The organism is Mesorhizobium sp. M1B.F.Ca.ET.045.04.1.1 (assembly GCF_003952465.1).
GTDB classification, from domain to species: Bacteria; Pseudomonadota; Alphaproteobacteria; order Rhizobiales; family Rhizobiaceae; genus Mesorhizobium; species Mesorhizobium shonense.
In genome coordinates, this window is record NZ_CP034448.1 from 6,168,911 (window position 1) to 6,186,381 (window position 17,471).

At 62.3% G+C, this 17,471-nt stretch carries 14 protein-coding genes, 1 tRNA gene and 1 pseudogene; 6 read left to right on the top strand and 10 right to left on the bottom strand.

The window, feature by feature from the left end:
• Positions 1–47 precede the first annotated feature (47 nt).
• Positions 48–2,276 carry a bifunctional (p)ppGpp synthetase/guanosine-3',5'-bis(diphosphate) 3'-pyrophosphohydrolase gene (locus tag EJ071_RS30825; RefSeq protein WP_126101223.1) on the bottom strand — a complete coding sequence of 743 codons (2,229 nt, stop codon included), beginning with the start codon at positions 2,274–2,276 and terminating at the stop codon, positions 48–50.
• A 171-nt stretch (positions 2,277–2,447) separates the two neighbouring features.
• Positions 2,448–2,849 carry a DNA-directed RNA polymerase subunit omega gene (rpoZ, locus tag EJ071_RS30830; RefSeq protein WP_040972027.1) on the bottom strand — a complete coding sequence of 134 codons (402 nt, stop codon included), beginning with the start codon at positions 2,847–2,849 and terminating at the stop codon, positions 2,448–2,450.
• A 301-nt stretch (positions 2,850–3,150) separates the two neighbouring features.
• On the opposite strand from rpoZ, the gene EJ071_RS30835 reads away from it, so the two are divergent.
• On the top strand, positions 3,151–3,732 hold the full coding sequence (locus EJ071_RS30835) for an NYN domain-containing protein (protein WP_126101224.1): 582 nt from the start codon (positions 3,151–3,153) through the stop codon (positions 3,730–3,732).
• 11 nt (positions 3,733–3,743) lie between these two features.
• Entirely contained in the window at positions 3,744–4,400 is a 657-nt protein-coding gene (locus tag EJ071_RS30840; RefSeq protein WP_126101225.1) for a uracil-DNA glycosylase, read from the top strand.
• A gap of 19 nt (positions 4,401–4,419) precedes the next feature.
• Here EJ071_RS30840 and EJ071_RS30845 read toward each other — a convergent pair whose 3' ends face one another.
• Complete coding sequence (locus EJ071_RS30845; RefSeq protein WP_126101226.1) at positions 4,420–4,893, bottom strand: Lrp/AsnC ligand binding domain-containing protein; 474 nt, start codon at positions 4,891–4,893, stop codon at positions 4,420–4,422.
• Positions 4,894–5,091: 198 nt separating this feature from the next.
• Between EJ071_RS30845 and EJ071_RS30850 the strand changes: the two genes are divergently transcribed.
• Complete coding sequence (locus tag EJ071_RS30850) at positions 5,092–5,949, top strand: DMT family transporter (RefSeq protein WP_245460370.1); 858 nt, start codon at positions 5,092–5,094, stop codon at positions 5,947–5,949.
• 44 nt (positions 5,950–5,993) lie between these two features.
• Here EJ071_RS30850 and EJ071_RS30855 read toward each other — a convergent pair whose 3' ends face one another.
• From EJ071_RS30855 to dapA, 3 genes are read right to left on the bottom strand one after another with little or no spacing between them, the layout of a single operon-like run.
• A complete protein-coding gene (locus tag EJ071_RS30855; protein WP_245460037.1) occupies positions 5,994–6,728 on the bottom strand; it encodes a glycoside hydrolase family 25 protein in 735 nt (244 codons plus the stop codon).
• A gap of 43 nt (positions 6,729–6,771) precedes the next feature.
• Positions 6,772–7,251 carry an SsrA-binding protein SmpB gene (gene smpB, locus EJ071_RS30860; RefSeq protein WP_041002108.1) on the bottom strand — a complete coding sequence of 160 codons (480 nt, stop codon included), beginning with the start codon at positions 7,249–7,251 and terminating at the stop codon, positions 6,772–6,774.
• Between the two features lie 25 nt (positions 7,252–7,276).
• Positions 7,277–8,158 (bottom strand): 4-hydroxy-tetrahydrodipicolinate synthase, encoded by an 882-nt coding sequence (gene dapA / locus EJ071_RS30865; RefSeq protein WP_126101228.1) that lies wholly within the window; start codon positions 8,156–8,158, stop codon positions 7,277–7,279.
• A 302-nt stretch (positions 8,159–8,460) separates the two neighbouring features.
• Here dapA and EJ071_RS30870 point away from each other — a divergent pair, with 302 nt between their 5' ends.
• Positions 8,461–10,503: a lytic transglycosylase domain-containing protein gene (locus EJ071_RS30870; protein WP_126101229.1), complete on the top strand. Its 2,043-nt coding sequence runs from the start codon at positions 8,461–8,463 to the stop codon at positions 10,501–10,503.
• Positions 10,504–10,826: 323 nt separating this feature from the next.
• Positions 10,827–11,723: an alpha/beta hydrolase gene (locus EJ071_RS30880; protein ID WP_126101230.1), complete on the top strand. Its 897-nt coding sequence runs from the start codon at positions 10,827–10,829 to the stop codon at positions 11,721–11,723.
• Between the two features lie 487 nt (positions 11,724–12,210).
• On the opposite strand, the pseudogene EJ071_RS30890 reads toward EJ071_RS30880, so the two are convergent.
• The 4 genes and pseudogenes from EJ071_RS30890 to EJ071_RS30905 all read right to left on the bottom strand — a co-directional run bounded on the left by EJ071_RS30890 (position 12,211) and on the right by EJ071_RS30905 (position 15,346).
• Positions 12,211–13,283, bottom strand: a pseudogene (locus tag EJ071_RS30890) (site-specific integrase).
• Between the two features lie 239 nt (positions 13,284–13,522).
• Positions 13,523–14,689, bottom strand: coding sequence for a porin (locus tag EJ071_RS30895; protein ID WP_126101231.1), 1,167 nt, complete (start codon positions 14,687–14,689; stop codon positions 13,523–13,525).
• 110 nt (positions 14,690–14,799) lie between these two features.
• The gene (locus tag EJ071_RS30900; protein ID WP_126102791.1) at positions 14,800–15,042 is read right to left on the bottom strand and encodes a GIY-YIG nuclease family protein; all 243 of its coding nucleotides are present in this window, start codon (positions 15,040–15,042) and stop codon (positions 14,800–14,802) included.
• 213 nt (positions 15,043–15,255) lie between these two features.
• A tRNA-Ser gene (locus EJ071_RS30905) sits at positions 15,256–15,346 on the bottom strand.
• A 441-nt stretch (positions 15,347–15,787) separates the two neighbouring features.
• On the opposite strand from EJ071_RS30905, the gene EJ071_RS30910 reads away from it, so the two are divergent.
• The gene (locus EJ071_RS30910) at positions 15,788–16,948 is read left to right on the top strand and encodes a porin (protein WP_126101232.1); all 1,161 of its coding nucleotides are present in this window, start codon (positions 15,788–15,790) and stop codon (positions 16,946–16,948) included.
• Positions 16,949–17,471: the final 523 nt, after the last annotated feature.

Genomic DNA, 17,471 nt, shown 5'->3' on the forward strand with positions numbered 1-17,471 from the left:
GAATGGTGAATGGTAGTGGGAGCACCTTCTATTTCACTATTCACTATTCATCCATTCACGCGCCGCGCGTCGCTGACGCTCGAATTGTCCTTGAGCTGCGACAGCAGCCGATTGAGATGCTTGAGATCCCAGACTTCGAGATCGATCAGCATCTCGGTGAAATCGGGCGCGGTGCGCACCATCGACAGCGTGTGGATGTTGGCGTCGTTGGACGCGACGACCTGCGCTATGTCGGCGAGCGATCCGGGCGCATTGATGGCGGTGACCGAGATGCGGGCCGGGAAGCGCTCCTTGGTGCTCTCGTCGATGTCCCAGCGCACGTCGATCCAGCGCTCGGGCTGGTCGTCGAAGGCCTGCAGCGCCGGCGACTGGATTGGATAGATGGTGATGCCGGTCCCCGGCTGGATGATGCCGACGATGCGGTCGCCGGGCACCGCCCCTTCCGGCGCGAAGCGCACCGGCAGGTCGCCGCGCACGCCGCGGATGGGCACGGCGCCGTCGCGCTGCTGGTCCTTGCCCTTGCGCGCGGCGCGGCCAGGCATCTGGAACAGCATGCCGGCGGCGTTGCGGATCTTCGACCAGCCCTCCTCGCGCTGCTTGGGCGCCGCGACGGTGACGCGCTCGTCCTTATAGTCGGGGAACACCGCCTTCATGACGTCGGCGGATGCAAGCTCGCCGCGCCCGACGGAGGCCAGCACATCCTCGATGTCCTTGCGCGCCAGCCGGTGCAGCACCGGCTTCAGGCTCTCCTTGGCAAAGCTCTTGCCGGCGCGCTCGAAGGCGCGCTCCAGGATGCGGGCGCCGAGCCCCGAATATTGCTTACGGATGGCGTTCTTGGTGGCGCGGCGGATGGCGGCGCGCGCCTTGCCGGTGACGACGACCGATTCCCAGGCGGCGGGCGGCACCTGCGCCTTCGAGCGGATGATCTCGACCTCGTCGCCGTTCTTCAACTCCGTCATCAGCGGCATGATGCGGCCATTGACCTTGGCGCCGACGCAGGTGTCGCCGACATCGGTGTGGACGGCATAGGCGAAGTCGATTGGGGTGGCGCCGCGCGGCAATGCAATCAGCATGCCCTTGGGCGTGAAGCAGAACACCTGGTCCTGGAACAGCTCCAGCTTGGTGTTTTCGAGGAAATCCTCGGGGTTGTCGCCTTCGGCCAGCTGCTCGATGGTGCGGCGCAGCCAGGCATAAGCGTTGGTCTCCTTGGAGATCGCGTGCGCGGCGCCGTTCGCCTTGCCGCCCGTGTCCTTGTAGATCGAATGCGCGGCGACGCCGTATTCGGCGATCTTGTTCATCTCGCGGGTGCGGATCTGCAGTTCGACGCGCTGGCGTGACGGGCCGACGATGGTGGTGTGGATCGAGCGGTAGTCGTTCTGCTTCGGCGTCGAGATGTAGTCCTTGAAGCGGCCGGGCACCATCGACCAGGCGGTGTGGATGGCGCCGAGCGCGCGATAGCAATCCTCGACCGTATCGACGACGACGCGGAAGCCGAAGATGTCGGAGAGCTGCTCGAAGGAAAGCGCCTTGGCTTCCATCTTGCGAAACACCGACCACGGCTTCTTCTGCCGGCTTTTGACGCTGGCCTTGATCGCATGCTTTTCGAACAGGCCCGACAGCGCCTTCTCGATCTCGTCCAGCACGCCCTTGTTGCGCTCGAAGATTTCGGCGAGCCGCGCGGTGACCGCGCGATAGGCTTCCGGATTGATGTAGCGGAAGGCGATCTCTTCCAGTTCCTCGCGCATGCCTTGCATGCCCATGCGCCCGGCGAGCGGCGCATAGATGTCCATCGTCTCCTCGGCAATGCGCAGTCGCTTGGACTCGGGCATATGGTCGAGCGTGCGCATGTTGTGCAGGCGGTCGGCGAGCTTGACCAGGAGAACGCGAATGTCCTCGGAGATCGCCAGCAGCAGCTTGCGCAGGTTCTCGGCCTGCTCGGCCTTCTTGGAGACCAGATCGAGCTTCTTCAGCTTGGTCAGGCCTTCGACCAGCTTGCCCATTTCGGGGCCGAACAACTCGTCGATCTCGGCCCGGGTCGCGGTCGTGTCCTCGATCGTGTCGTGCAAAAGGGCGACGGCGATCGTCGCCTCGTCCATGTGCATTTCGGTGAGGATGGCGGCGACTTCCAGCGGATGCGAGAAATAGGGATCGCCCGAGGCACGCTTCTGATGGCCATGCTTCTGCATGGCGTAGACATAGGCCTTGTTGAGCAGCGCCTCGTTTACGTCTGGCTTGTAGCGCTGCACGCGCTCGACAAGCTCATACTGACGCATCATGGGCGGGATCTCGCGGTGCTGAAATGATTGATGCGCCGCACCAGCGTGCGACGCATCCCATAGATAGCCACGAAACTGACGATACGGAAGTGCCGGATGCTTGATCCAGGCGGCCTCCGGAGCTTTTCAGAATCCGCTCAACTATCGGCTGAGCGGAATTATCAAAAGCTCTTAGTAGTCGTCGCTCTTTTCCGGCGGCACCAGACCCTCGATGCCGGCGAGCAGGTCTTCCTCGCTCATCCGGTCGAAGGCGATGTTCTCTTCGGCATCGTCGGTGTCGGCAGCAGCGGTGGCGGCGCCGGTCTGGTCGGCAATCGCCTCGCCGTCGGCCTCCGGCTCGTCTACCTCGACATGCTTCTGCAGCGAATGGATCAGGTCTTCCTTGAGGTCGTCGGGCGACAGCGTCTCCTCGGCGATCTCGCGCAGCGCGATGACCGGGTTCTTGTCGTTGTCGCGAGGAACGGTGATCTGCGCGCCCTGGCTGATCTGGCGGGCACGGTGGCCGGCCAGCAGCACGAGCTCGAAACGGTTATCGACCTTGTCGATGCAATCTTCAACGGTTACGCGGGCCATGGACTGCCCCTTTCATGCGTGGATTTGATGGAAAACTGGCGGGCTCCATAACAAGGACGCCGCCGAAATACAAGCATTATGGCGGCAGCGACCAGCCACTGACCCCTTGCCCGGCTCAACAACCGGACATCGTCCCGCCGTTCACATAGTGCCGATCACAATTGCTTGCAATCCGCGTCCCCGCCCTTGGATATCCATAAATCTGGCGTTATCTCGAATGGGACGGCAAAGAGGGACCATTATCGGCCTGCCCGTCACGCGCATTTAGACGACAGCAATTTTCGAAAAGGAATGTTTTTCAATGTTCGATCCCCGTGAAAAGATCGCTCTTTTCATCGATGGCGCCAATCTCTACGCCACGTCGCGGGCGCTGGGCTTCGACATCGACTACCGCAAGCTTCTCGCGAGCTTCCAGAAGCGCGGCTATCTGCTCCGGGCCTACTACTACACCGCGCTGGTCGAGGATCAGGAATATTCCTCGATCCGGCCGCTGATCGACTGGCTGGACTATAACGGCTTCAAGGTGGTGACGAAGCCCGCCAAGGAGTTCACCGACTCGACCGGCCGGCGCAAGATAAAGGGCAATATGGACATCGAGCTCACCGTCGATGCGCTGGAACTCGCCGACGTCGTCGACCACTATGTCATCTTCTCGGGCGACGGCGACTTCCGCACTTTGGTCGAGGCGCTGCAGCGACGCGGCCGCAAGGTATCGATCATCTCGACCATGGCCTCGCAGCCGCCGATGATCTCTGACGATTTGCGCCGCCAGGCCGACCATTTCATCGACCTGATGACATTGAAGAACGAGGTCGGCCGCGACCCGTCGGAACGCCCGGCCCGCCGGCCTGAGCCGGCTGAAGCCGACGAGGACGACTATTGAGAGCGGCGGCCTTGAGCGCCGCGGCTTCCCCCGAACCCGATCGCGATTGCCCGCTCTGCCCGCGGTTGCACGACTTCATCGCCGCCTGGCGCGAGCGCGAGCCGGGCTGGTTCAACGCGCCGGTGCCGACCTTCATGCCGCCGGAGGGCGAGGACTCGGTCAAGCTTCTCATCGTCGGCCTGGCGCCCGGCCTGCGCGGCGCCAACCGAACGGGACGTCCGTTCACCGGCGACTATGCCGGCGACCTGCTCTACGGCACGCTGATCGCGCACGGCCTAGCGCGGGGGGAATTCAAGGCAAGGCCGGATGACCGGTTGCAACTGGTCGGCACCGCGATCACCAATGCCGTGCGCTGCGTGCCGCCGGAGAACAAACCGGTCGGCGCCGAGATCGCCACCTGCCGCACCTTCCTCAAGCCGACCATCGCGCGCTTCCCCAATTTGCGCGCCATCCTGACGCTGGGCTCGATCGCGCACCAGTCGACGGTGCGGGCGCTGGGCGGACGTGTCGCCGCCCTTCCGTTCCGCCATGGCGGGCGGCAGGAGGCCGGCGGCATCATGCTGTTTTCCAGCTATCACTGCTCGCGCTACAACACCAACACCGGCGTGCTGACGGAAGACATGTTCGTCAACGTCTTCAGGGAGATCGCGGCGTTCCTGCAAGGCTGACGAGACGGCCGGCCGGGTTTCATACCGGCAACAGCGCATCGGGTTTTACGTCTCCGATCGAGGCATAGGTGTGTGTCTCCTTTACCCCCGGCAGCGGCAGGATGACCCGCTTCAGAAAATCCTGATAGGCGGCCATTTCCGAAATACGAGCCTTCACCAGATAGTCGAAGCCGCCGACGACCATGTGGCATTCCAGAACTTCGGGCGCCTTGCTCACGGCCTCGGCGAAGCGATCGAAAATATGAGGTGCCGTGTGATCGAGCCGCACCTCGATGAAAACAAGGGTGCCGCGGCCGATCTTTCGAGGATCGAGCACGGCCCTGACCGCAGTGATGAAGCCCTCCCGAAACAAACGCTTCACTCGCTGACTGGCGCCCGTCGGCGAGAGGCCGACTCGGGCAGCGAGATCGAGAGTCGTGCGGCGTCCGTCCTCCTGCAGCAGCCGAAGCAGGCTGCGGTCGATATTGTCGAGATCGCCTTCTTCAGAATTCACGCCAAGGATGCCTTTCCTTAGTGAATCTCACTTAAATACTGCGAAAGTAACGTATTTCATCGCTGTTTTCTAAGCAATAGCCTGTGCTTCACCAAGCTCGGCCGAGGCGGTTTCTGCCTTGTCCGGAGAGAGCGACAGGCAGGTACGAAGATGGCATGGGACCGCAATACGAGGCTGGCCATCATCGCGGGCCTGGGTATGATCGGCATCTACGCCGTGCAATTCGTCGCCGCTCGCTTCAGTCTCAGAGAGCATCTGACGTCAACCGATCTGGCAGCCCTGCGTTTTGTCGGTGCCGGCATGATCTTGCTGCCGATCGCCTGTCGAAGCGGCATGGCGGCGATGCAGGCGTTGGGTTGCAAGCGCGCCCTGGCGCTTGCGGCACTGGCCGGATTGCCATACCCGATCATCATCAACTGGGGGCTGACCTATGCGCCTGCAGCGCATGGCGCGGCGCTCTGTCCAGCGTCGATTGTCTTCTTCTCGTTCTTGCTGTCGCAAATCGCGGCCACCGAGAAGGCCTCACGCCAACGAACCATCGGCGTCGTCGTGATCATTGCTGGCCTGATGCTGTTCATTTCGCCAGCGCATGCAGGCATCGGCGTGACGGACGTATTCTTCGGCGATCTCTTGTTCGTCGGATCGGGTGGGATGTTTGCCAGCTACGCCGTGCTCGTGCGGCGATGGCGCATCGATCCGGTGACGGCGACGGCAAGCGTCGTGCTTCTGTCATGCCTGCCGCTGCCGCTTGTCTACCTACTTGCGCCGACTGGCCTTCATGCAGCGTCGGCCACCGAAATCGCTAGCCAGATCGTCATCCAAGGATTTCTGGCAGGTGCGGCTGCCATGTTTCTCTACACCTTTATCGTCCGGCAATTGGGATCGCAGACAGCATCGCTGTTCATGCCTTGCGTGCCGATCGTGACTGTCATCGTTGGGGCGGCGGTGCTCGGCGAAACGCCGACACGCGTCCAACTCACCGCCATCGCGATCATGGCAGCCGGCATGGCATTGTCAGCTTTGGCCAAACCCATGGCCAAAGCCGCCCTGCCGTGAGGCGCCGCGAGCGGCAAGCGATTGGGACAAATCCGTCCAGGCGATCACGGCGTTCCCGAAGAGGCAGACTGAGGCGCCGGGGCAAACAATTCGCTAAGCCTCGCAGGTCCGCCCTTCAACACATTCAGGTCGACATCGCCGTCGATGCCGTCGACCCGGCCGGTATCGAGGTATTGCCAATAGACCCAATCCTCCTCTTTCGGCGGCATCGCAATCGAGCGCAGCCAGCGCTGGCGAGGCGCGATACGAGCGGCATAGGTCGGCGCCGCCTCGTCGGTGATGTAGATGATGACCGGCTTGCCGTAAGCCGCCTCGACCGGGCCCAAAAATGCAAGCAGTTCCGCGCTCAGCTCGGCGGGCGAAGGTCGATCCGGACAATTGCCGTGGAACTCGATATCGACGACCGGCGGCAAAAGCGGCTCGCCGCGCGGCACGACCGAAAGGAAGTTCCTCGCCTGGTCGGCGCCCGGGCGGCAGAAGGTGAAGAAATGATAGGCGCCAACCGCGAGGCCTGCCGCGCGGGCCTGGCGCAAATTCTCGGCAAAGGCATCGTCGACATGGTCGCCGCCTTCTGTCGCCTTGATGATGGCGAAGGCGACATCGTCGGACGCAACGCGCCGCCAGTCGATATTGCCCTGGTGGTGGGAAACGTCGATGCCTCTGATGGGGAATTCGGCGCGATCCGGTGGGAAAGCGAGAAGCCGCAAAAGGCCTTCTGCCCAGATGGCAAGCGCCAGAAAGACGAAAGCCAGGGCCAGGACGATCAAGCGGTTCCTCAAGCCTTGGCCCCCTGCTCGCCTTGTCCGCATATTGCCGGCGGTTTTATCCACGCTCCTTCAGGAGCCGCCCCTTCTCGCGCGACCAGTCGCGCTGTTTTTCGGTCTCGCGCTTGTCGTGCAGCTTCTTGCCGCGGGCGATCGCCAGCAGCAGCTTGGCGCGGCCGCGATCGTTGAAATAGATTTTCAGCGGCACCAGCGTCATGCCTTCGCGTTCGACGCTTTGCGAAAGCTTGGCCATCTCGCGCTTGCTGACGAGCAGCTTGCGGCGCCGGCGCGGCTCATGGTTGAAGCGGTTGGCCTGGAGATATTCCGGCAGATAGGAATTGATCAGCCAGATCTCGCCGCCCTCGGCGGACGCATAGGATTCCTGGATGTTGGCTTGGCCCTGGCGTAGAGACTTGACCTCAGTGCCGGTCAGCACCAAGCCGGTCTCGATCGTGTCGAGCACCTCGTAGGAAAAGCGCGCCTTGCGGTTTTCGGCGACCGTCCTGTTGTTGGGGTCGGCTTTCTTGACTTGATTCATAATGCGGAGAGGTGGCGCCTCATCCCTAATTTATCAAGCCGGCGTGCTTCATCGCCTGATCGAGCTTCTCGGCGGTCGAAGCCTCGACCGTCACCAGCGGCGAGCGGACCACGTTCTCGACCTTGCCCAGCTTCGACAGCGCGTATTTGGCGCCGGACACGCCGGGCTCCATGAAGATCGCCTTGTGCAGCGGCAGGAGCCGGTCCTGCAGCTCGAGCGCCTTGGCGCTGTCGCCGGAGAGCGTCGCTTCCTGGAACTCGGCGCAAAGGCGCGGCGCGACATTCGAGGTCACCGAAATGCAGCCGACACCGCCATGGGCATTGAAGCCAAGCGCCGAGGCATCCTCGCCGGAAAGCTGGATGAAATCCTTGCCGCAGGTCATGCGCTGCTCGGAGACCCGCTCGACCTTCCCGGTCGCATCCTTGACGCCGGCGATGTTCTTGAAGTCGTGGGCCAGCCGGCCCATCGTCTCCGGCGTCATGTCGATCACCGAACGCGGCGGGATGTTGTAGATGATGATCGGCAGCTTGGTCGCCCGTGCGACGGCGGCAAAGTGTTCGTAGAGGCCGCGCTGGGTCGGCTTGTTGTAATAAGGCGTGACGACCAGGGCGGCGTCAGCGCCGGCCTTTTCTGCGTATTGCACCAGGCCGACGGCTTCCTCGGTGTTGTTGGAGCCGGCCCCGGCTACCACCGGCACCCTGCCCTTCGCGACCTCGATACAGACCTTCACGACATGGCGATGCTCGTCATGCGACAGCGTCGGCGACTCGCCGGTGGTGCCGACCGGAACCAGGCCCTTGGTGCCCTCGGCGATCTGCCATTCGACAAATGCCCGAAAGGCTTTCTCGTCGAAACGCCCGCTCTTTTCGAACGGTGTGACGAGCGCGGTCAGCGAGCCTCTCAGCATATTGTCCAAACTCCTGGAACTTTGTTGGCTATGCATGTCGTTGTCCCAAAACCGGTACCCACTTTTGGGCGACATGCATCTGCGGTTGTCGATCGGTATATTTGCGCGCCTTCTACCCGAAAGCGAAGCCGCGCACCATAGTCTCGACATGGTTCAGCGGCAAGCATCGCAATAATGCCAGCAGGGGGAATTCGAACGGCCTCCATAACCTTTTGTTTACGAGCCTTTGACGACCTGAGTTTAGGCTTCGGGACCGGACCTTCAGCGTCCCTGCCTGCCGACGAGGTACTAGGATAGAAACAATGCCGACGGGGCGGCCTCATCTCTTCGCGCTTCTCAGCGCGGTCATCGCGCTGATGCCGGGGATGGCGATCGGCGGCAGCGTCGATGCGCGCGCGACGGCGGCGATCCCCGCTCCCGAAACGCCGCAGGTTCCGGGTCGGGCGGAGCCCTCCCCACCTTCGACCGGCATCTTGCAACTGAAGAGCGGCCTCGACGCGCTCGCCGCCAATGACATCGCCCGCGCGCGCAATGCACGCGACTCATTGCCCGCCACGTCGCTCGACCGGCACATCCTGGCCTGGGCGATCGCGCTCTATGGCGGCGACCAGGTGCCGAGCGGCGAGATCGCCGACGCGGCCAAAATGCTGCCTGGATGGCCGGGCACGATAGCGCTGCGCAAGAACAGCGAGCGCGCGCTCTATCGCGAGAACCCGACGCCGCAAGTGGTGGTGCAGGCCTTCGGCCGCAGCCAGCCGCTGACGCCGGAAGGCGTGATGATCCTTGCCCGTTCGCAGGTGGCGCTTGGCAATGCCGCGGCGGCGCGCGCGGTGCTGGTGCCTTTCTGGCGCACGGAGAAGCTGGAAGGGAAGGACGAGGCCGCTTTCATCAAGGAGTTCGGCACGCTGATCCCCGCAGCCGACCACCGCTATCGGATGGAGCGCATGTTCTATGCCGATCGGCCGTCCTCGGCGCTGCGTGTCGCAGGCCTCGCCGGGGCGCAACAACTGGCGGACGCATGGGCAGCGGCCGACAAGGGGGACAAGAACGCGGCGAAGCTGCTCAAAGCCGTGCCCGCGGCGCAGCGCTCGGCCGGCTATTTCTTCGCCGGGGCCGAATATCTGCGCAAGCAGCAGAAGTTTGCGGATGCCGCAGCGATCGTGATGAAGGCGCCGACCGATCGCGAAGCTCTGGTCGACCCTGACGCATGGTGGGTGGAGCGCCGCGTTCTTTCGCGCGAGCTGGTCGATCAGGGCGACATGAAGACCGCTTACAAAATTGTCTCCATGCATGCGGCCGAGAGCCCGGCCAGCGCCGCCGAAGCCGAGTTCCATGCCGGCTGGTATGCGTTGCGCGGCCTGAACGATCCGGCGACGGCCGCCGCGCATTTTTCGCGCATCGCCGACCTCGCCCAGGGGCCGGCGTCGCTGTCGCGCGCCTATTACTGGCTCGGCCGCGCCGCGGAAGTCGGCGGTCCGGGCAGCGCGAAGGATTACTTCACCCGCGCGGCCGCCTATGGCACGACCTTCTATGGCCAGCTCGCCGGCGAGCGCGTGGGCCTCAGGACCCTCAACATCGTCTACCCGAAGCCGAGCGCCGCCGACCGCCAGAGTTTTGAGGGCCGCGAGGCGGTGAGCGCAATCAAGCGGCTGCAGGAGGCAGGCTATGACCGCTATGCCGAAACGCTCTACCGCGACCTTGCGGGACAGCTGACCAGTCCAGGCGAGCTGGCGCTGCTGGCGATGCTTGCCGAAAAACAGGGCAACCATTTCATGGCGCTGAAGGTCGGCAAGATCGCAGCGGCGCGCGGCATCGATGTCGGCGCGCTGTCGCATCCGTTGGGCGTCATCCCGGATTCGGCCAACATCTCCGGCTCCGGCAAGGCGCTGGCCTACGCCATCGCTCGCCAGGAGAGCGAGTTCAACATCGGCGCGATTTCCAGCGCCGGCGCGCGCGGCCTTTTGCAACTGATGCCGGGCACCGCCAAGCAATTGGCGAAAAAGGCCGGCATGAGCTTTTCGCAAACGCGGCTGACGACCGATGCCGGCTACAATGCGACGCTGGGTTCCGCCTTTCTCGGCGAGCAGCTCGACCGCTTCAACGGCTCCTATGTGCTGACCTTCGCCGGCTACAATGCCGGCCCCAACCGCGCCGCCCAATGGGTGGCGAAATACGGCGACCCGCGCGGCAAGGACATCGACGCCGTCGTCGACTGGATCGAGCGGATTCCCTACACGGAAACAAGAAGTTACGTCCAGCGCGTGATGGAGAATTACGAAGTCTACAAGATGCGTATTTCAGGCAAGTACGACATCGTCGGCGATCTGGTGAACGGAAGGGGTTGAGGAAACGCCAGTGTGATTGCCTTTCTTGTGAAGGCAGGCGCTCAACTGCGTTCGATCGAGTTCTGTCACATCCCCCTCTGTCCTGCCGGCCATCTCCCCCGCAAGGGGGGAGATCGGATATCGCTTCGGCTTTCGCCAATCTCCCGCATCGGAGAAAGAGTGCCAAGGCCAAAACTGCCAATCTCCCCCCTTGCGGGGGAGATGTCCGGCAGGACAGAGGGGGGTGCTGTCCCGCCAGCGTGTCTGAGGTGCCTTCCCATGATTTGACCATTTCCGCCCTCGCCTGTAGCTGTCGGTCACCTCAGCGAGGAAGCAGTATTCCGATGGCGAGCAACGGCTTTTCCGACTTCTTCTATGCCGCGCCCGACGGGCTGAAGCTTCACGCCCGGATCTACGGCGAGGCGAACGCCGACGGGCGGCCTGTCGTCTGCCTGCCCGGCCTCACCCGCAACGCGCGCGACTTCCATGAGCTCGCGCTCTACCTTTCCAGCGAGGCGAAGGAACCGCGCAAGATCATCGCTTTCGACTATCGCGGGCGCGGCCAATCCGACTACGATCCCGATATCGGTCACTATAATGTCGGCGTCGAAGCCGGCGACGTGCTCGCAGGCTTATCGGAACTCGGCATCGAAGAGGCTGCCTTCATCGGCACCTCGCGCGGCGGCCTGATCATCCACGTGATCGACGCGCTCAAGCCGGCCGTGCTAAGGGCGATTGTCCTCAACGACATCGGCCCGGTGATCGAGGCAGAGGGCCTGGCTCATATCCGCTCCTACCTCGACCGCGCGCCGAAACCGAAGACATTCGCCGAGGCGGTCGAAGCGCAGCGGCGGGTGCATAGCGCCGACTTCCCTGCGCTTAATGACGCAGACTGGGCGCGGATGGTGACCGCGATCTGCCGCGACACGGACGACGGCCTGGTGCCGGATTTCGATCCGGCTCTGGTCGACACGCTCGCCGGCGTCGACTTCAGCAAGCCGCTGCCGGATCTGTGGCCGCAATTCGAGGCGCTTGCCGCCGTGCCGATGCTCGCGATTCGCGGCGACAATTCGAAGCTTCTGTCTGCGGCCACTCTCGAGGAGATGGAAAAGCGCCATCCCGGCATGGAGGCGATCACGGTGGTCGGCCAAGGCCATGCGCCCTTCCTGGAAACCGGCGAGTTGCCGGAAGAGATTGCTGGGTTTCTGGATAGGGCGGAGGGGCAGGTCAGAACAAAGTAAAACTCAAGAGCAGAATCCGCTCAGAGGCCCCAAGAGAGTATAGGAAAGTTATGCGGGGCTATCGCTCGCGACGATTGACCCGGCACGATCAATCGCCGAGGCCGCGCCGCCCCTCATCTCCCTGCCGGGACCTTCTCCCCGTATAGTGACGGGGAGAAGGGGCTGGCCGCAACGCCGGCACTCTCTTCTGCAGCGCTGGCGATTGGCGAAAGCGCCCGTGACGGCGTCTTTCTCCCCGTCACTATACGGGGAGAAATGCCCGGCAGGGCAATGAGGGGCGGCGCCAGCTTGTCAAGCAAAGCGGAAGGACAAAGCGCGGAGGGGCGCGAAGGATCGCCAGCCTCTGGTCGACCTACAGATCTCAAGCCGGCCAAAATGCCACTTTTTGATTGATCAATTAATGGAGACGTCGGCAGGAGAGCGCCCCCCTCTGCCCTGCCGGGCATCTCCCCCGCAAGGGGGAGATTGGCAGCTCCAGCGCCGGCCGCTATTTGCCCTTCGAGCTCTTGCGGCGCGCCTTGGCCGGTTCCGATCCGCTCTGCTTCCGAGCAGTCTTGACGGGTGACGGCGCCGTCAACGGGGACGCAAACACCGAGCTCTCCGCCGAATGCCGCGCCTCATCAGCGCGGGGCTTCTCCAGCACGACGACGCAGCCGTCGAGGTCGTTGGTGGCAAGGTGCGCGTAACGCATGGTCATCGACAACGTCTGATGACCGAGCCACATCTGCACGCGCCTGATGTCTATACCGCCCTGGACGAGACGCGAAGCGCAGGTGTGGCGCAGGATATGCGGCACCACCTGCTCGTCGGCGCCGAGACCGACCTCGGCCTTGGCCTCGTTCCAGATGGCGCGGTACTGCGCCTGGGTGAGCTTGGTGAACGGCCCCTTCGGCCGGCGACCTTCGGTCGTCGGCGGCAGCTTGATCACCTCCTTGACCCGCTCGGTCATCGGAATGGTGCGGCTGCGGCCGGATTTGGTGATCCAGAACGAGACGCGGTGTTCCTGGATGTCGTTCCAGATCAGCCCGAGCGCTTCGCCGAGACGGCAGCCGGTATCGACGAGGAAGATGGAGAGCCTGTAGGCATCCTCGCAGCGGATCTTGACGGCGGCGAACAGCCTCGCCTCTTCGTCCCTTTCGAGGAAACGAATCCGTCCCGCCCGCTCCTTCTGGCGGCGGAACTCGGGCAGGCTGTGGATATCCCCCATCTTGTGAGCCTTGCGCAGCAATTTGCTGAGGGCAGCCATCTTGCGATTGATGGTTGCGTTGCTGTTCCCGCGCTGGCGCAAGGTACCGATAAGATTGTCCAGGGTATTCTGGTCAAAGGTGCTGAAACGCTCTCCCAGAAGGATCTCGTCTATCTCACCGATGAAAGAGCTGACATTGTATTTATGCCGCCCATCGTCCCAGAGTATGTCCCGATATGCTGCGAATAGTTCCCCGATCCTGTACGACTTTACTTCTCTGATCTTGTTGTAGGTGTATCGAAAGTTCGAGTTCTGAGAAGAAAAAACCGCAAAGTGACCAGAGGACCCCCCTCTTGAATCGCTTCGTTCGACATTTTTTTGCCACACCCCCGAGTGGATAGGCGACACCTAGCCGCTTGGGAGCGTCCTTTCAAGAGTTTTAAGTCTGACAAATCAGTTTCATCCCGCCAGGAGCGGATCCCACGAAACCGTTTCGCAGACTTCAGCTACCAGTACCCCCCTTCTCCTTCTTCGCTCGCCCCTTCCCAGTCACGAAAACAAAACAGCCCGAGCGTTGATACGCCCGGGCTGGATTTCAGTGCAGTTCCAGCCCTTAGAAGGAGCGCTGGAAGCGGAGGATACCGCCGACGCTGTTTTCCTTGTCGGCGCTGGTCCAGTTGGAGACCGTGTCGTCGCCAACGTGCATGTAGTCAACTTCAGCGGTGACCGTCAGGCCGGGAACGATGTCGTAAGCGATGTTCGCCGCCACGCCGACGTTCTTGCCCTCGTCAGTGGAGGCCTGGATGTTGAACGAGGTCTTCTCGTTGAACTTATAGGTGCCGCCGCCCCACACAGCCCAGTTGCCGCTCCACTGCTTGAAGAAGCCGCGACCGCCAGCCGGAATTGCCCAGGTCGGATCGCTGAGGTTGTCGTCGGTGCCATAGCCGGCCATGATGAACAGCGACAGCGCGTCGTTGACGGTCACGTCCAAGCGAGCCTTGCCAGCGACTTCCTCGTAGTTGCTGTCGTAGGCGATGACGCCGCTGATGGCGCCCCAGCCCTGCGTCCACTTCAGGCCGCCGACGACATGCGGAACGTAGCTGTCGATGGTGCCGACGGTGCCCGCGCCTTCTTCGAGCGAGAGGACGGCGGAGAAGCCGTTGCCGGCGTCGAAGTAGTATTGGACGACGTTGGTGTCGAAGTCGCCGTAGGGAACCAGCGTATCGTTGATGACGTTGCCGGCGTAGCCGATGAAGGTGTTGAACGCCGATTCGTCCTTACCGACGCGGAGGCCGCCGAGCTGGATCCAGGCGAAGTTCAGCGAGACGCCCTTGTTGCCGGCGGGGTTGGAGTTGAATTCATTGGCTTGCGTGGCCGGATTGTCTAGCGACGGGTAGCCGTTACGGTTGCCGAAGTTGAAGCGGGTCTCGGTGTAGGTCTTCAACGTGCCCAGCTCGGTTTCCTGGTTGGTCCAGGTCTTCAGCGTGAAGCGGGCGTTCTTCGCATAGGTGTCCTGCACGTCGCCGTCTTCATGGTCGAACGTCTTCGCGCCGTCGAAGGAGCCGACGTCGCCGACGCCGATGTCGTAACGGACATAGCCGCCGATGCGCAGGCAGGTTTCGGTGCCGGGGATGTAGAAGTAGCCCGAGCCGTACACGTCGCAGATCTTGACGTATTCAGCCGGTTCCGGCTCGGCGACGGTCACCGCGTCGGCGGCGCGGGCGCCGGAAACTGCGATCAGGGCCGCAGCTGAGCCGAGAAGAAGGCTCTTGATGTTCATTTTCTGACCTCCAGTCAGAATCGAACGGAAGAGCTGAGCAAACTCGGCGTCAGACGGTACCAATGCTTTGTTATTGCTGGTTTTTGGTGGATTTGCGTTTCGACTGGATGTCACCAAAGACGCCTGTTGGCGAACGCGTGGCCGGATCCGGATTTGATATAGCGCTCGAATGAAGCCGCCTTGCCCTGGCTGGAGAAGGCCAGGTAGGTCACGATGCGCCACGGCATGAACTTGGAAGTATGGCTGGACTTTCCAGAGTTGTGCTCGGCGATCCGCCGCTTCAGATCGGACGTCACGCCGATGTAGCGCTCGCCTTCCGAATTCTCGCTTTCCAGAAGATACACGTACCACATGGACCGGCCCCCAAAAACTTCGGGGACATCCTGCTTCATGCGGAGAATGCTGCCAATCCTTGGTTTGCAAGGGATTCGCGAGGCTTACGCTGTGCAGCGCATAGCCTGACAACATGAGCAGCCCTCCTTCGCCAAGGCTTCGGAGGGCATCCTGCTTCGCGCTGAGAAGAATTCGCCGGGCTTGTCCTGCGAAGCGCGCAGCGCGAAGCAGGATGGCGGAGAGGATGGGATTCGAACCCACGAGAAGCTTTTGACCTCTACTCCCTTAGCAGGGGAGCGCCTTCGACCACTCGGCCACCTCTCCGTCGCGCCGCTGGATAAAGAAAAGCGGCGGCACAATCAACAAGCCGGCGCCAAAATCGCCGAAAATTCAGCGCGGGCGGCAGGGCGGATGGCCCCATGCGGCGATTCCATGGCGATTCCTGCCCCAGCGACTCGCAGCTGCGCCCCAATTTCGGCCGGTCATCGCCGGATTCCACCGGCTGCAAGGCCTTAATGGTTAATGAGAACTTTCGGAGTGAGGCCAAATCGTGTCATTTGTGCAACAACGTCGGGGGATAGCGTCCGGAGAGGGCTTTCGCCGATACGATCGTGGTTGAACGCCGCCCCCGCCTGGGTAAAGGTCACGTTCGAAGGAGCGGCGCGGTGCGCATCTTTTTCGGTAAGTGGGGATGGGGCAGGGAACGCTGTCCTTCAGCAAAAAATACCCAGACCCGTTTTTTAACTTTTGACTGGAGGTCAGAAAATGAACATCAAGAGCCTTCTTCTCGGCTCAGCTGCGGCCCTGATCGCAGTTTCCGGCGCCCGCGCCGCCGACGCGGTGACCGTCGCCGAGCCGGAACCGGCTGAATACGTCAAGATCTGCGACGTGTACGGCTCGGGCTACTTCTACATCCCCGGCACCGAAACCTGCCTGCGCATCGGCGGCTATGTCCGTTACGACATCGGCGTCGGCGACGTCGGCTCCTTCGACGGCGCAGAGTCGGTCGACCACGAAGATGGTGACGTGCAGGATACGTTCTACAAGAACGCCCGCTTCACGCTGAAGACCTGGACCGGCCAGGAAACCGAGCTCGGCACGTTGAAGACCTACACCGAGACCCGCTTCAACTTCGGCAATAACAATCGGCACGCTTTCTTCAACTCGACGGACAGCTTCGATAGCAATCCGGCCGGCGGCAAGGGCGTGTCGCTGAACTTCGCCTGGATCCAGCTCGGTGGCCTGCGTGTCGGTAAGGACGAATCGGCCTTCGATACGTTCATCGGCTACGCCGGCAACGTTATCCAGGATACGCTGGTTCCCTATGGCGACTTCGACACCAACGTCGTCCAATACTACTTCGACGCCGGCAACGGCTTCTCCGCAGTGCTCTCGCTCGAAGAAGGCTCCGGCATCAAGGGCACGATCGACAGCTACGTTCCGCATGTTGTCGGCGGCTTGAAGTGGACGCAGGGCTGGGGCGCTATCACCGGCGTCATCGCCTACGACAGCAACTACGAAGAAGTCGCCGGCAAGGTCCGCTTGGACGTGAACGTCAACGACGCGATCTCGCTGTTCATCATGGCCGGCTACGGCACCGACGACAACCTCACCGACGCCAGCTGGGCTATCCCGGGCAACGGCCGCGGCTTCTACAAGCAGTGGGGCGGCAACTGGGCAGTGTGGGGCGGCGGCACCTACAAGTTCAACGAGAAAACCTCGTTCAACATCCAGGCGTCGACTGATGACGAGAAGAACGTCGGCTTGGCAGCGAACGTCGCTTACGACATCGTTCCCGGCCTCACGGTCACGGCTGAAGTGGATTGGTCCCACTGGGGTCAGGAAGGCATCAACTGGACCGACAGCTCTGCCGTCGCCAAGAAGAACGCCGTCGGCGGTATCCTCCGCTTCCAGCGCTCGTTCTAATCAACCGCGTCTGACCGAAATCGAACCCGGCGGGCAACCGCCGGGTTCTTTCTTTTTTACTGGCAGTACGCGAGACGCCATCTGCATAGCGCTGCTTTCAGCGTGATCGCAGGAATCCGCACGCAAGCGGATTGAATTCGATAGGTTGCGGACGTGTCGTCAGCCTTAATCAAAGCGCGTCGCGTCGAAACGAATTCAAGCGACGCGCTTTAAGATGTTGTTTTGATGCAAGACGTTACCCCAAAACCGCTGCGCACTTTTGGGCGACATGCATTAGATTTCAGAGTTCGTTTCGGAGAATCATCGCAGACGTTCGCAGTTGGCCGGAGCTTTCCCCGACGTCGTCCTTGGCGTAGCGACGCGAAGCGGAACGAAGACCCAAGGATCCATGCCGTGACCTCGGCCGAAGGGCGAAGTAGAGCAGAATTCTGCACCGCTGCGGCGCTCTTGAGCAACGGCATGGATCCTGGGGTCTGCGCCGCGTCGCTTCGCTCCTTGCTTCGCCCCAGGATGACGAACTGAC